A 14,298-nucleotide genomic window follows, 5' to 3' on the forward strand; every position below is an offset into this window, starting at 1 on the left:
TTATCTGCCGCCCTGACACTCAGATTACACCGCAGGCATAACGCGCCCCGCCGCCGCCCAGCGGTTTAGGATGATCGGCGTGGTTATCCCCGCCAGCATGCACCATCAGCGCTTTTCCTTTGATCTCGTTTAAGGATTTCAGACGAGGTGCCAGCACCGGATAGGTTGCATTGCCTTTGTCATCGACATAAATCGCAGGCAAATCCCCGAGATGTCCCTCAGCGTAAGGCCCCAGATGTTTGCCACTGTTGGCAGGATCAAGGTGACCGCCCGCAGCACCGGCGGCGACCACTTTGCCTTCAGACTCGCCCGGCTCACAGCTGCCTTTAGCATGGACATGGAAACCATGAATGCCTGGCTGAAGGCCTTTCAGATCGGGCGTGAACTGCAGACCATACTGTGTCTCGTCAATTTTTACCGTGCCAACCGATTTTCCGATGCCTTCAGCGGTAACCTGATGGACCGTAACCTGCTCGCTGGCAGCCTGTGCTGCACCGCAGGCGATCAGGGCGAATAGCGCAACAGCTTTCATTTTCATGATGACTCCTTTTTCATCCCAGGGATTGAGGTAAGTCTGGTCGCTGTTGCGCTATTTTGCTGAAGATTGACGCACTTTTACGCTTCAGGGCACATCAAAACCCAGCGCCGCCTTACGAATGCGGAACCACTGCTGACGTGTCAGCATGACATTCAGTGCACCAGCGGCTTCGCTGACCCGGGATGTTTTACCTGAACCGATAATGGGCAGTGGGCGCGACGGCAGCATCAGTATCCAGGCATAAACGACCTGATCCAGGCTGGTGGCGCCGGTTTCCTGCCGCACAGCTTCCAGTTCGTTACGCAGTGGCTGATAGTGCGGATCGTTAAACAGGCGGCCTCCTCCCAGACAGGACCAGGCCATCGGACGAATGCGCAGTTGCTGGCATTGATCCAGCGATCCATCCAGCAGCACGCTTTGCTGAACCGGTGAAATCTCCAGCTGATTGGTGACCAGCGAGAACGGCAAGCGGGATTGCAGCAGGGAGAACTGAGAGGGTGTGAAGTTTGAGACGCCAAAATGCAGAACCTTGCCGCTCTGATGCAATGCCATAAAGGCTTCAGCCACGTCGTCAGCCGCCATCAGCGGATCGGGGCGATGGATCAGGAGCAAATCAAGGCGATCGGTGTGGAGATGGCGCAGCGAGTTTTCAGCGCTCTGCAGGATATGGTTTTTATCGGTGATGTAGTGGCCAATCTGATGCTCAGGCCGGGCGCGGGTAGCAATACCGCATTTGGTCACAATCTGCAGCTGGTCGCGCAGTCCGGGTGCCAGTTTCAGCGCCTCGCCAAATGCCGCTTCACACTGGTAGTCACCGTAGATGTCGGCATGGTCAACGGTGGTAATGCCAAGCCGCAGATGGTGCTCAATAAACGCGACGCGCTCCTGAGGTGACATGCCCCACTCCATCAGGCGCCAGTACCCCATAACCAGCGGTGAAAATTCTGGCCCCTGTGAAGCGATGGCTTGCGGTTCTAACATGACGTTCTCCCTGTTGCGCGTGGGCTGTAATTAATGTGTCAGAGAGTATAACGGAAAGCGCAAAGTCGTCAGAATAACTCTGGCTGTTGTGGCTCGGGTGGCTCGTCGCCTTTCTGTTGACGCTGCAGACGCTGTCGACGCTGCTGACAAAGGCGTATCACCTCACGCTTTTGCGCATCACTAAAGCGCAGCCAGTTGAACCGCTCATCGCGGCTGCGTAAACATCCCAGGCAGTAACCGCGTGCATCCGTCTGGCAGATGCCGCGACAGGGGCTGGGAACCGGAAAAAACTCAAGCTGCTCGGCCACCACGACTCCAGATTCATTAAATAAAAAGCAAAATCAGTCCACTCAAAAGCGTAGCCTGGTTGCGCAGGAAGAAAATCCTGACCGGTCAGAATTATCCTTTTCTTTCTCTCTGGGGTGAACACTCTGTGCCAAATGCAACAGACTGAGTTGCGTTAGACCGACTGGTCTACTAATCTCAGAGCCATGAATAAGACGCTGCAACGTAATGAAACCCGTGAACACCTGCTCCAGACAGGGGAGACACTCTGTCTTCAGCGCGGCTTTGCCGGAATGGGCCTCAGTGAGCTGCTGACGCAGGCGGCGGTGCCGAAAGGCTCCTTCTACTACTATTTCCGCTCTAAAGAAGCGTTTGGCGTGGCGTTACTGGAACGTTACTTTGCGCGTTTCCTGCAGGATGTCGAGCTGCAGCTCAACCAGACCAGCGGCACCCCGCGTGAGCGTCTGCTGAACCACTTTCGTGCGGCCGTTGAGCTGTTTGTGCAGCAGGGTCACATTATGGGTTGTCTGGGCGTTAAGATCTCCGCTGAGGTATGCGATCTTTCTGAGCCAATGCGTGACGCACTGCAGCAGGGCGCAGCGAAAATCACGGCCCTCTACGCCCGGACGCTGATCGCTGCAGAACAGCAGGAGTCGATGAACCTGCCACAGCCTCCCGCGCAGATGGCGGAATTACTGTCGTTGCTGTGGCTTGGCGCCAGCCTGCAGAGCAAAATTTCCCGCGAGGCGCAGCCACTGCGCCTGGCATTGAGTACCATCGAACAGTGGCTTAAGAGCCACTGATTTTTAAAAAACGCATTTGTAGACGACTGGTCTACTAATCAGGAGCTATTATGGCGAGTACCCAGCTGTTTAATCCGCTGAAAGTCGGCGCAATTACCGTCCCAAACCGCGTATTCATGGCACCGCTGACCCGTCTGCGCAGCATCGAGCCTGGCGACATCCCTACCCCGATGATGGCGGAATATTACCGTCAGCGCGCCAGCGCCGGTCTGATCATCACTGAAGCAACCCAGATCTCTTTCCAGGCGAAAGGCTATGCTGGTGCACCAGGCTTACATACGCAGCCACAGATTGCAGCGTGGAAAGCGATTAACGAAGGCGTGCATCAGGCTGGCGGCCACACCGCCGTGCAGCTTTGGCATACCGGTCGTATCTCTCATAACAGCGTGCAGCCGGAAGGTAAAGCACCGGTGGCTCCCTCGGCGATTGCTGCAGGCACCCGTACTTCACTGCGTGCGGAAGATGGCAGCGTTTATCGCGAAGATACCTCAACACCGCGTGAACTGACCGTGCCGGAGATCAAGCAGATCGTGGCCGATTTCGGTCAGGCTGCGGCCAACGCACGTGAAGCGGACTTTGATCTGCTTGAGCTGCACTCGGCGCACGGTTATCTGATTCACCAGTTCCTGGCACCAGACTCCAACCAGCGTACCGATGAATACGGTGGCAGCATTGAAAAACGCGGTCGCTTTGCGCTTGAAGTAGTTGATGCGGTAATTGCTAACTGGTCTGCCGATCGCATTGGTATTCGCGTATCACCTATCGGCAGCTTCCAGAATCTGGATAACGGTCCGGACGAAGAAGAAGCGGCGTTGTGGTACATCGGCGAGCTGGCAAAACGCAATATCGCCTATCTGCACCTCTCTGAGCCAGACTGGGCCGGTGGTCAGCCTTACACCGACGCTTTCCGCCAGAAAGTGCGTGATCTCTTCCCGGGTGCCATCATCGGTGCAGGTGCCTACACCGTTGAGAAAGCCGATGACCTGATTGGTCGTGGTCTGATCGATGCCGTTGCCTTTGGTCGCGATTACATAGCTAACCCGGACCTGGTTGAGCGTCTGCAGCAGGATGCGCCGCTCAATCCACAGCGCCCGGAAAGCTTCTACGGCGGCGGCGCTGAAGGGTATATCGACTACCCGACGCTGTAATCGTTTTGGGCTGCCGTCCGGGACGATGACGGCAGCCATTATTCAATGGCGATTTTCATCGCTATACTTATCGCCTGGGTCATCCGGCGATGGCGTTTTATTTAAAAGAGGATGTTATGCGTTTACTTCATACCATGCTGCGCGTTGGCGATCTGCAACGTTCAATCGATTTCTACACTCGTGTGCTCGGCATGCGCGTGCTGCGTCAGAGCGAAAACACCGAATATAAATATACCCTGGCCTTTGTGGGCTACACCGACGAGAGCGAAGGTGCGGTAATCGAACTGACCTATAACTGGGGCGTCGATAAGTATGACCTCGGTAATGCGTATGGTCACATTGCACTGGGCGTCGATGACGCGGCAGCTGCCTGCGAACGCATCCGTAAAGATGGCGGCAACGTGACGCGTGAGGCTGGCCCGGTCAAAGGCGGCTCTACCATTATTGCCTTTGTTGAAGATCCCGATGGTTACAAAATCGAGCTGATCGAAAACAAAGATGCCGGCAACGGCCTGGGCAACTAAACCTGCCCCTCAGCCTGCCCGTTCGGGTGGGCTGAATCCCCTTCTCTGCGCTTCATCTGCTGCACCCGGCCCCGTTTTTTGCCATAATACGCGCTGCCCTTTTTCTGCAACGAGATCCTGATGTCTGAATCGAATTCCCCTAATGCACTCAATCAACGTTTCCGTGGCTTCTATCCGGTGGTGATCGACGTTGAAACCGCAGGTTTCAACGCGCAAACCGATGCGTTACTGGAGATTGCTGCCATCACGCTGAAAATGGATGAAGAGGGCTGGATTCAGATTGACCAGACGCTGCATTTCAACGTCGAACCTTTTGTCGGTTCGCTGCTGCATCCTGAAGCGCTGGCGTTTACCGGTATCGATCCCAGCAATCCGCTGCGCGGAGCAGTCAGTGAATATGAAGCGCTGCATGCCATTTTCAAAATGGTGCGCAAGGGGATTAAGGACAGTGGCTGCAATCGCGCCATTATGGTGGCGCACAATGCCACTTTTGACCTGAACTTTATGTCAGCAGCGGCAGAGCGTGCCAGCCTGAAGCGCAATCCGTTTCACCCCTTTGCCACCTTTGACACCGCGGCACTCAGCGGACTGGTGCTGGGTCAGACTGTTCTGGCGAAAGCCTGTATTGCGGCGGGAATGGAGTTTGACAGTACCCAGGCGCATTCGGCGCTTTATGACACGCAGCAGACAGCAACACTGTTCTGCGAGCTGGTGAACCGCTGGAAACGCTTAGGTGGCTGGCCACTGCCCTTCGCGGAAGGCGATGCAGAAGCCAGTGCATCCGCATAAGGGAGGCTGCAATGGAAAAGGCCGACGTGATGTCGGCCTTTTTTTATTCTGCTTCTTTAAATTTTTCTGCAGTCTCTTTGATCAGCGTCTGCAGTTCACCACGCTGTAACATCTCAACGATGATGTCGCAGCCACCGACCAGCTCGCCATCAACCCACAGCTGCGGGAAGGTTGGCCAGTTAGCGAATTTCGGCATCTCGGCACGAATGTCCGGGTTCTGCAGAATATCCACGTAAGCAAAACGCTCACCACAGGCTGACAGCGCCTGTACCGCCTGTGCAGAGAAACCGCAGCTAGGCAGTTTCGGGGAACCTTTCATGTACAGCAGGATCGGATTTTCTGCGATCTGGCGCTGAATTTTTTCTACAGTACTCATAATTGCCTTCCTTAAATCGTGACTTCGTGTTTGTTTATTGTAGCGACTTCGCAGCGTGACTGAAAACGAGATTTTGTCCGCTACCGATTATACCGCCATCATTGTTAAGTCCTGCAGCGGGATGCACGACCCTCTGATTATTAACAGCGGGTAACAGTTTAATAATTCGTAATAATTTCGCTGATATAAGACGCTGAAAATGTTCATTTTCAGCGCGATTACGTGGGTTGCACAGATTAATATTAAAAGGCATTACAGTTTTTAAACGAACTGGACTAGAATGGCCTGGGCCCTGATCCTGGATCAGATTAATCTCAACTTTGTCGCGGTGCGTAGTGGCCCTGACAACTTAACTAATCAACGGACTATGCGTTTAATCATTACGCTTTTCATGCTGGCCATTGCGCAACTGTTTTTCAACGTCGCTGCTGCTTCACCGCACACGCCGGTGAACGTCAGTACGCATAAAGCAGAAAAAAAGAGTGCGCGCGACGATGAACGCCGCAAACGTCGCCAGGTAAAAACGGTGACGAAAAAGACTCGCCTCAGCCCTGTTCAAAAACTTAAAACGAAAAAACAGAAAAAAGTCGAACTCACTGCCAAACAGACGCCTGCTAAGAAGACCTCGCTTAAAACCGCCCGTATAAGCAAAAGCCTGCAAAAGAACAAAGAGAAGAAACGCTATGGCCATCAGCGCCTGCTAAAAACCGCTGAGGTCACCACCAGCGAGCCGGGCACGATTAAAATGAGCAAATCCCACCGTCAGCGTTATCAGAAGGCTCGCGAAACCGCGATGACCAAACTGATGGGCCAGCTGGGTAAACCCTACCAGTGGGGCGGCACTTCGCCGCATACCGGCTTCGATTGCAGCGGCCTGGTCTGGTACGCCTATAAAGATCTGGTGAAGTTTAAGATTCCGCGTACCGCTAATGAGATGTATCACCTGCGTGACGCCGCACCCATCAAGCGTGAGTCGCTGGAGAAAGGCGATCTGGTCTTCTTCCGTATTAATGGTCGCGGTACAGCGGATCACGTTGGCGTGTACCTGGGAGATGGCAAGTTTATCCAGTCACCGCGTACCGGAAAAGACATTCAGATTAGCGCATTAGGGGAAGATTACTGGCAGCGTCATTACATTGGTGCCCGTCGTGTGATGACGCCGAAAACCATACGCTAACCAGAAAACAGTCGTAAAAAGCCGGGAGATTCCCGGCTTTTTTTTAGTGCAGAATGGCGGTAAAACTAAAGGCTACAATCATCAGCAGACAGCCCGCAGTCGTCATTAAAGCCAGTTTAAGATCGGTACTCATTGTTTGCTCCTTAGTCACACAATTTGTGGGGATATCGCATTTTCCCACAGGGCCCGGTAAAAATCTCGTTTTATCCGTTCAGCCTTGTTAGAATCCCGCCTTTGTTGCGCAACGCGCGCAATCCTGATTCCGTTTGCGCCGGTTTTCAGGCGTTTTATTTTCGCCAGCGGCCTGTAAACCGGCCAGAAACGCGGCATTTTTGCGGAAAAAACCCTGAGCAGACGCAAACGTTTAACACTACGCTTATCATAGAGTTAGATAAGCACTGGAGTCCGATTTTCATGGCAACAATTAAAGATGTGGCGAAACGCGCTGGCGTCTCAACGACGACAGTTTCGCACGTCATCAATAAAACCCGCTTTGTCGCAGAAGAGACGCGCAACGCGGTCTGGCAGGCGATAAAAGAACTGCACTATTCGCCAAGCGCCGTGGCGCGCAGCCTGAAAGTGAATCACACCAGAACGCTGGGCCTGCTGGCGACCTCCAGCGAAGCCCCCTATTTCGCAGAGATTATTGAAGCGATTGAGAATCACTGTTTTGACAAAGGCTATACGCTGATTCTGGGGAATTCGCATAACGATCTGCAAAAACAGCGCGCCTATCTCAGCATGATGGCGCAGAAGCGTGTCGATGGTCTGCTGGTGATGTGCTCAGAATATCCAGACGACCTGCTGCAGATGCTGGAAGAGAACCGTAATATTCCAATGGTGGTGATGGACTGGGGCGAATCGCGCGCCGACTTCACCGACACGGTGCTCGATAATGCTTTCCAGGGCGGCTATCTGGCAGGACGCTATCTGATTGAACGCGGTCACCGCGACATTGGTGCTATTCCCGGTCAGATGGAGCGCAATACCGGTGGCGGACGTCATGCCGGTTTCCTGAAGGCGCTGGAAGAAGCAGGTATTCAGCCGCGCGCCGAGTGGATTGTCCAGGGTGACTTTGAGCCGGAGTCGGGCTATCAGGCGATGCAGCAGATCCTGTCACAGAAACAGCGCCCGACGGCGGTGTTCTGCGGTGGTGATATCATGGCAATGGGTGCAATTTGCGCCGCCGACGAAATGGGTTTGCGCGTACCGCAGGATATTTCGGTGATCGGTTATGATAATGTGCGCAACGCCCGCTATTTCGCACCGGCCCTGACCACCGTGCATCAGCCTAAAGCTCAGTTAGGTGAAAAAGCGCTGGATATGCTGCTGGACCGCATCACCAGTAAGCGTGAAGTGTCACAGACGATTGAAGTACACCCTACGCTGATTGAGCGCCGCTCGGTGGCCGACGGTCCATTCCGCGACTATCGCCGTTAATCCTCGCTTAACCACTCCTGATTAAGCGTTTGCGCATCACCCAGGTAGCTGAGCAACCAGCCAGTCGCCGGTGATGCGCGATCCTCAGCCCAGCTGACACAGCAGGGACTGTCCGGAAACGCCACCGGCAGAGTCAGTTCAACCAGATCGCCGCTGTCGAGCAGTGGCCTGGCAAGATGACCGGGCACCATCGCCACACACAATCCCGCCTGCACGCACTCCAGCCCGGTTTGCCATTCCGGCACCACCAGCCTGCGCTGGTTATCCAGCGTCCATGTCATTCGGCGCGGCAGTGCGCGTGAAGTATCTTCCAGCACCAGTGACGGCCAGCTACGCAGCGTGTCGTCATCGATCTGGCTCGCCTGCGTCAGGGGATGATCGGGCGCGACCACGCAGCGCCAGTTGAGTGTGCCCATATCGCGAAACGCAAAACGTCCGCCCACCGGAATCGCCTGGGTGGCCCCAATGGCCACTTCTACCCGGCCATCGGCCAGCGCATCCCAGACGCCGTTAAAAACTTCATAACTGATGATCAGCTCCATGTCGGGGAAATGGCGATAGAAATCTTTAACCAGTTGCCGGGTGCGCTGAGGTTTAGCGATACGGTCAACCGCGATGCTGAGCTGACCGCGCCAGCCGTTGGCCAGCTGCTGACACTGTCGTCGTGTGGCTAGCATTTTTTTGATGACGCTGCGCCCTTCACGGACAAAATGCTCGCCTGCCGGAGTCAGTACCACTTCACGGTGCTGACGCTCAAACAGCGGCACCGCCAGCCAGCTCTCCAGCTGCCGCACCGTGTAACTGATGGCAGAGGGCACCCGATGTAACTCCTGCGCAGCAGCGCTAAAGCTGCCGCCACGGGCGACTGCGTCAACCACTTCTAATGCATATTCTGACCACATAATCTGCCTTCAAAATTTTTAACAGCAAGCGGCAAATATTACCGTTTCACAGCAGCAAACGCACCTTTTACACTCTGCCGCGTTTATCCTGCAAAAATGAGAATGAGATGTTGTCGAATAAAGGATTTATGCCTTACCTTGCCCTGCTGAGCATGCTCGGCTTTTTAGCCACCGATATGTACCTGCCCGCCTTCGGCGCGATGCAGCAAACGTTTAACACCTCACCCGGCCTGATCAGCGCCAGTATGAGTCTCTTTCTGGGAGGCTTCGCTGTGGGTCAGCTCTTCTGGGGACCCCTCTCCGATCGCATCGGCCGTAAACCTGTGCTGCTGACCGGGCTGGTCATGTTTGGGGTCGGTTGTGCAGGCATGCTGTGGGTCAATGATATCTATCTGATGCTGGCGCTGCGTTTTGTTCAGGCGATTGGCGTCTGTGCTGCTGCTGTTAGCTGGCAGGCACTGGTCGTGGATCGCTACCCTGCCGCACGTGCCAACAAAGTCTTTGCCACCATTATGCCGCTGGTTGCACTCTCTCCGGCACTGGCCCCGTTGCTGGGCGCCTGGCTGATTGGTCATTTCCACTGGCGTTCAATCTTCCTGGTGCTGACCCTGATTGCGGTAGCGCTGATTCTGACCACGTTGCGTCTGCCCACTGTTCGCAAAGTCGCAGGTGAAAAAAAGGCACAGCCGGGTTTCTTTACTCTGCTCAAATCGCGGGTTTATAGCGGCAACGTGCTGATTTACTCTGCCTGTTCTGCCAGCTTCTTTGCCTGGCTGACGGGTTCGCCGTTTATTCTGGCAGATTTGGGTCTCTCGCCTGCCGACATCGGCCTGAGTTATGTGCCACAGACCCTCGCCTTTTTAATAGGTGGCTTCGGCTGTCGCGCCCTGCTCAACCGCTTTAACGGTTCACAGTTGCTGCCCTGGTTACTGGGTATCTACAGCCTGAGCATTCTGGCGCTGTTTGCTGTTGCGCTTGCCGGCAACAGCACGCTGGTTAACCTGATGGTTCCATTCTGCGGCATGGCGCTGGCGAACGGCGCGATCTATCCGATTGTGGTCTCCAGTGCATTAATGCCCTTCCCGAATGCTACCGGCAAAGCGGCCGCATTGCAGAACACACTGCAGTTAGGTCTGTGCTTCGCCGCAAGCCTGGCAGTATCAGCCGGATTAACTCAGGCGCTGTTTACCACCACACTCACGATGACGGCGACCATTGTGCTCGCGCTGTTCGGCTTCGCCATGCAGCGTGCCGCCAGCGCACAAAGTGTTGTTGCCTCAGCGCAACCTGCCTGCCAGGATAATCACTGACACACTGACTTCTTAGTTAGCATCCTAACAATAAGTCATTGAATATTGACCCGCGTGAGAATATACTCATTCGGGTCAACAAATCTGTAATAAATCAACAATATAATAACGTAATAATCTGATTGGCACCCTGTTGCCGGGAAGGTATTCGCGCGCGTTATTCTCATCTTGCCCGTCCAGCTGCAGGCTATTCCAGTCCTCTGTATCACACAATAACCGGTGTGCGGAGTCATCCGTAACGTTTCTCAATGCCTGACGAAATTGGCTACTCTTTGTTCAGGTTCAGATTGGACAGGTGGTGGAAAAGCTATGAGTTCATCTTATGCTGAAGTAGTGAGCCCGGAAGAGAACCATTGGTATCGCATCGTTCATGAACTGCTGGAATCAGCGGATGTCGAAATCAATGGTTCACGTCCATGGGATATTCATGTTACGCATCCAGGTTTTTTTAAACGTGTTCTGCAGGAGGGTTCACTTGGGCTCGGTGAGAGCTATATGGATGGATGGTGGGAGTGTGACCGGCTGGATATGTTCTTTCACCACGTACTTAAACATAAACTCGATCAGCAATTGCCTCACCACTTTAAAGATACGTTGCGCATTGCCGCCGCTCGCTTAACGAATCTGCAATCAAAAAAACGGGCCTGGATTGTCGGTAAAGAGCATTACGATCTCGGCAACGATCTTTTTTCACTGATGCTTGATCCTTATATGCAATATTCCTGTGGCTACTGGAAAGAGGCCACGACGCTGGCGACAGCACAGGAAGCCAAGCTGGATATGATCTGCCGGAAATTAGCGCTGGAACCCGGGATGTCGCTGCTGGATATTGGCTGTGGCTGGGGCGGACTCGCGGAATTTGCTGCACGTCATTACGGCGTCAAAGTGCATGGCGTGACGATTTCCGCCGAACAGCAAAAACTGGCGCAGCAGCGCTGTAACGGATTAGACGTCACAATTCTGTTGCAGGATTATCGCGATCTGAATGAGCAGTTTGATCGTATTGTTTCAGTGGGAATGTTCGAACATGTCGGGCCAAAAAATTACGCCACCTATTTTGATGTGGTCGATCGTAATTTAAAACCTGACGGTATTTTCCTGCTTCACACTATTGGTGCAATTAAGACCGATATGAGCGTCGATCCCTGGATCGATAAATATATCTTCCCCAATGGTTGTCTGCCGTCAGTGCGTCATGTGGCGGATGCCAGCGAGCCCCACTTTATTCTGGAAGACTGGCATAACTTTGGTGCTGATTACGACAAAACATTGATGGCCTGGCATGAACGCTTTGTGCAGGCCTGGCCAGAACTGGCGGATAAATATGGTGAACGCTTTAAGCGGATGTTCTCTTATTATCTCAATGCCTGTGCCGGTGCCTTCCGGGCGCGTGATATTCAGCTGTGGCAGATTGTGTTCAGTCGCGGTGTTGAGGGCGGATTACGGGTGGCGCGGTAGGGTCATGTTAAGAAGATGCTGCCGCGCCAGGGGCTTTAAAAAGGGGCCTGTTCAGTTTTGAGCGTGTAACAGCACAGGAACACAGAAAGATTTGAAAGAGACAAACCCGTTATCCGTGGCGGGGGACGCTTTCCTCTTCTGACTGTGTTCCCTGTGCTTCAGGCTATTATATCGCTGCCAGATTCACCCGGATGGGCTCCCCAGCAATCTTTGCCGCTTATTAGCTCTCGGCGTCAGTCTGGCCGGTCAGCATGCTCATCGCTGCTGCGGCATCGCGTTGTGCTAATACCCGCTCAACGGTCTCTACGATTGCCTGCGTGTGTGGATCGATCTCAATATTAACCCGATCGCCAAACGTCTTCGCGCCCAGCGTGGTGCGCTCCAGCGTTTCCGGGATCAGATAGACGCAGAATTTGGTTTTCGTCACATCGCCGACTGTCAGGCTGATACCGTCGATGCCGACAAAACCTTTATGCAGAATATATTTCATCTGCGTCGGGTCCTGGATTTTAAACCAGACTTCGCGGTTATGTTCTGACTGGATAATCCTGCAGATCTCAGCGGTGGTCATAATATGACCTGACATCAGATGACCGCCTATTTCATCGCTGAATCGGGCTGCACGCTCAATATTGACCACATCACCCTGACGTAAATCACCCAGGTTAGTTACCCGCAAGGTCTCTTTAATTAAATCAAAACTGACGCAGTCGCCGTCAATTGCCGTCACGGTTAAACAGCAACCGTTGTGCGCGACAGATGCGCCCAGCGCCAGACCCGGTAAAAGCGCGTCCGGCAGTCGGACAGTGTGGGTACGAAACAGTTCTTTCTCTTCAATGGACACGATTTCTGCGGTGCCCTGCACAATACCGGTAAACATAGTCTTTGCCTCTGCGAAGTTTGCGCTAGTTTATCACAGCTCAGGTCAGGTGTTAGATTTCAGCCGACGCCCTCTATTTAATGACGGCGTAAAACGCATTGTGTGACAAAGATTGGCGAATGCTATTGCGCCAGTTACACTAGCCCGCGCAATTTCCTGGGCTTTTCTGCCCTTTTAATTCTTTCAACAAGTCAGGTGTTAACGTGCAGAAGTATTTAACAGAAGCGCGTCAATTGCTGGCCCTTGCGATTCCAGTCATCCTTGCTCAGGTGGCGCAAACCGCAATGGGATTTGTGGATACCATTATGGCCGGTGCAGTCAGCGCCACGGATATGGCCGCCGTTGCTGTCGGCACCTCTGTCTGGCTTCCGGCCATCCTGTTTGGCCATGGTCTTCTGCTTGCATTGACGCCCACCGTTGCGCAACTCAACGGTTCAGGTCGCCGCGAACGCATCGGCGAACAGATTCGCCAGGGATACTGGCTCGCTTTCTTCGTCTCGCTGCTGATTATGGTGCTGTTATGGCATGCAGGCTATCTCATCCGGGCGATGCATGACATCGATCCTGCGCTGGCGCTGAAAGCAGAAGGCTATCTGCATGCCCTGCTGTTTGGCGCGCCTGGCTACCTCTTCTTCCAGGTGCTGCGCAACCAGTGCGAGGGGCTGTCGAAAACCAAACCCGGCATGGTGCTGGGCTTTCTGGGCTTGATGTTCAACATCCCGCTCAACTATGTCTTTATTTATGGGCACTTCGGCATGCCTGCCCTGGGGGGTGTCGGCTGTGGTGTAGCGACCGCCTCTGTTTACTGGGTGATGTTTATCTGTATGCGCTTCTGGGTGCGCCGGATGGGCAGCATGCGTGATATCCGGCTTGAGAGCCGCTGGTCGCCTCCTTCGCGTCCAATTCTGAGCCGCCTGATGACGCTGGGATTGCCAGTGGCATTGGCACTCTTTTTTGAGGTCACCTTGTTTGCCGTTGTTGCTCTGCTGGTCTCGCCACTGGGTATCGTCAATGTGGCGGGTCACCAGATTGCGCTGAACTTCAGTTCACTGATGTTTGTGTTGCCGCTGTCGCTGGGTGTCGCGACCACCATTCGCGTCGGTTATCGTCTGGGTCAGGGTTCCACCGAGCAGGCACGGGTCGCGGCCTGGACCGCCCAGGGCGTGGGCATCAGCATGGCCGCGCTGACCGCGATTTTTACCGTCACGTTTCGTCATCAGATCGCCCTGCTCTATAACGATAATTCCGAGGTGGTGACACTGGCGGCACAGCTGATGCTGCTGGCGGCCATTTATCAGTTTTCGGACTCGATACAGGTGATTGGCAGCGGGATCCTGCGCGGCTATAAAGATACGCGGTCGATTTTCTTCATTACCTTTATCGCTTACTGGCTGCTGGGACTGCCCGCGGGCTACCTGCTGGCACTGACCGACTGGATTGTGCCGCGGATGGGTCCGGCGGGTTTCTGGTGCGGTTTTATTATCGGTCTGACCTCAGCGGCTTTGATGATGCTCTGGCGTATCAGGCGGTTACAGCAGTTACCGGCGGACATCATCCTGACACGTGCAGCACGATAGCTTTAAACGCGGGTCATTCGTGGCCCGCAATGTCGAAAAAAACGACGGTTAGCACAGTTGCTGCTCAGTCATGGCGAAAAAACTATTTTCCCCTTGCCAGGCTTACACAC

At 54.1% G+C, this 14,298-nt stretch carries 16 protein-coding genes; 9 read left to right on the forward strand and 7 right to left on the reverse strand.

What is annotated here, in order from left to right; genetic code table 11:
* Window positions 1-19: 19 nt before the first annotated feature.
* The 3 genes from sodC to IAI47_RS10755 all read right to left on the reverse strand — a co-directional run bounded on the left by sodC (window position 20) and on the right by IAI47_RS10755 (window position 1,827).
* On the reverse strand, window positions 20-538 hold the full coding sequence (sodC, locus tag IAI47_RS10745; protein ID WP_003850273.1) for a superoxide dismutase family protein: 519 nt from the start codon (window positions 536-538) through the stop codon (window positions 20-22).
* Between the two features lie 84 nt (window positions 539-622).
* A complete protein-coding gene (locus tag IAI47_RS10750; RefSeq protein ID WP_003850274.1) occupies window positions 623-1,519 on the reverse strand; it encodes an aldo/keto reductase family oxidoreductase in 897 nt (298 codons plus the stop codon).
* A 68-nt stretch (window positions 1,520-1,587) separates the two neighbouring features.
* Window positions 1,588-1,827 carry a DUF1289 domain-containing protein gene (locus IAI47_RS10755; protein ID WP_003850275.1) on the reverse strand — a complete coding sequence of 80 codons (240 nt, stop codon included), beginning with the start codon at window positions 1,825-1,827 and terminating at the stop codon, window positions 1,588-1,590.
* Between the two features lie 183 nt (window positions 1,828-2,010).
* On the opposite strand from IAI47_RS10755, the gene IAI47_RS10760 reads away from it, so the two are divergent.
* From IAI47_RS10760 to rnt, 4 genes are all read left to right on the forward strand, one after another.
* Window positions 2,011-2,607 carry a TetR/AcrR family transcriptional regulator gene (locus tag IAI47_RS10760; RefSeq protein WP_008926201.1) on the forward strand — a complete coding sequence of 199 codons (597 nt, stop codon included), beginning with the start codon at window positions 2,011-2,013 and terminating at the stop codon, window positions 2,605-2,607.
* A gap of 50 nt (window positions 2,608-2,657) precedes the next feature.
* Window positions 2,658-3,755: an alkene reductase gene (locus IAI47_RS10765; RefSeq protein WP_003850277.1), complete on the forward strand. Its 1,098-nt coding sequence runs from the start codon at window positions 2,658-2,660 to the stop codon at window positions 3,753-3,755.
* 116 nt (window positions 3,756-3,871) lie between these two features.
* On the forward strand, window positions 3,872-4,279 hold the full coding sequence (gene gloA / locus IAI47_RS10770; RefSeq protein WP_008926200.1) for a lactoylglutathione lyase: 408 nt from the start codon (window positions 3,872-3,874) through the stop codon (window positions 4,277-4,279).
* Window positions 4,280-4,399: 120 nt separating this feature from the next.
* Window positions 4,400-5,068, forward strand: a complete 669-nt coding sequence (gene rnt / locus IAI47_RS10775; protein WP_003850282.1) for a ribonuclease T — start codon at window positions 4,400-4,402, stop codon at window positions 5,066-5,068.
* A 43-nt stretch (window positions 5,069-5,111) separates the two neighbouring features.
* On the opposite strand, the gene IAI47_RS10780 is transcribed toward rnt, so the two are convergent.
* Complete coding sequence (locus IAI47_RS10780; protein WP_170933470.1) at window positions 5,112-5,447, reverse strand: Grx4 family monothiol glutaredoxin; 336 nt, start codon at window positions 5,445-5,447, stop codon at window positions 5,112-5,114.
* Between the two features lie 364 nt (window positions 5,448-5,811).
* Here IAI47_RS10780 and IAI47_RS10785 point away from each other — a divergent pair, with 364 nt between their 5' ends.
* Window positions 5,812-6,621, forward strand: a complete 810-nt coding sequence (locus IAI47_RS10785) for a C40 family peptidase (protein WP_033743298.1) — start codon at window positions 5,812-5,814, stop codon at window positions 6,619-6,621.
* 43 nt (window positions 6,622-6,664) lie between these two features.
* On the opposite strand, the gene IAI47_RS10790 is transcribed toward IAI47_RS10785, so the two are convergent.
* Window positions 6,665-6,754: a YnhF family membrane protein gene (locus IAI47_RS10790; RefSeq protein ID WP_010245592.1), complete on the reverse strand. Its 90-nt coding sequence runs from the start codon at window positions 6,752-6,754 to the stop codon at window positions 6,665-6,667.
* 281 nt (window positions 6,755-7,035) lie between these two features.
* Between IAI47_RS10790 and purR the strand changes: the two genes are divergently transcribed.
* The gene (purR, locus tag IAI47_RS10795; RefSeq protein WP_008926199.1) at window positions 7,036-8,061 is read left to right on the forward strand and encodes an HTH-type transcriptional repressor PurR; all 1,026 of its coding nucleotides are present in this window, start codon (window positions 7,036-7,038) and stop codon (window positions 8,059-8,061) included.
* Here purR and punR read toward each other — a convergent pair.
* Window positions 8,058-8,963 carry a DNA-binding transcriptional activator PunR gene (gene punR, locus IAI47_RS10800; RefSeq protein ID WP_003850292.1) on the reverse strand — a complete coding sequence of 302 codons (906 nt, stop codon included), beginning with the start codon at window positions 8,961-8,963 and terminating at the stop codon, window positions 8,058-8,060. The two genes, purR and punR, sit on opposite strands and share 4 nt — an antisense overlap.
* Window positions 8,964-9,070: 107 nt before the next feature.
* Between punR and punC the strand changes: the two genes are divergently transcribed.
* Together punC and cfa are read left to right on the forward strand one after the other, a co-directional pair.
* Complete coding sequence (gene punC, locus IAI47_RS10805) at window positions 9,071-10,273, forward strand: purine nucleoside transporter PunC (protein ID WP_008926198.1); 1,203 nt, start codon at window positions 9,071-9,073, stop codon at window positions 10,271-10,273.
* A 309-nt stretch (window positions 10,274-10,582) separates the two neighbouring features.
* The gene (gene cfa, locus IAI47_RS10810) at window positions 10,583-11,731 is read left to right on the forward strand and encodes a cyclopropane fatty acyl phospholipid synthase (RefSeq protein ID WP_003850297.1); all 1,149 of its coding nucleotides are present in this window, start codon (window positions 10,583-10,585) and stop codon (window positions 11,729-11,731) included.
* Between the two features lie 220 nt (window positions 11,732-11,951).
* Here the strand turns inward: cfa and IAI47_RS10815 are convergent, their stop codons facing one another.
* Window positions 11,952-12,611, reverse strand: a complete 660-nt coding sequence (locus tag IAI47_RS10815; RefSeq protein WP_008926197.1) for a riboflavin synthase — start codon at window positions 12,609-12,611, stop codon at window positions 11,952-11,954.
* A 203-nt stretch (window positions 12,612-12,814) separates the two neighbouring features.
* Here IAI47_RS10815 and IAI47_RS10820 point away from each other — a divergent pair, with 203 nt between their 5' ends.
* A complete protein-coding gene (locus tag IAI47_RS10820) occupies window positions 12,815-14,188 on the forward strand; it encodes an MATE family efflux transporter (protein ID WP_008926196.1) in 1,374 nt (457 codons plus the stop codon).
* Window positions 14,189-14,298: the final 110 nt, after the last annotated feature.

This window comes from Pantoea sp. MT58, assembly GCF_014495885.1.
GTDB classification, from domain to species: Bacteria; Pseudomonadota; Gammaproteobacteria; order Enterobacterales; family Enterobacteriaceae; genus Pantoea; species Pantoea eucalypti.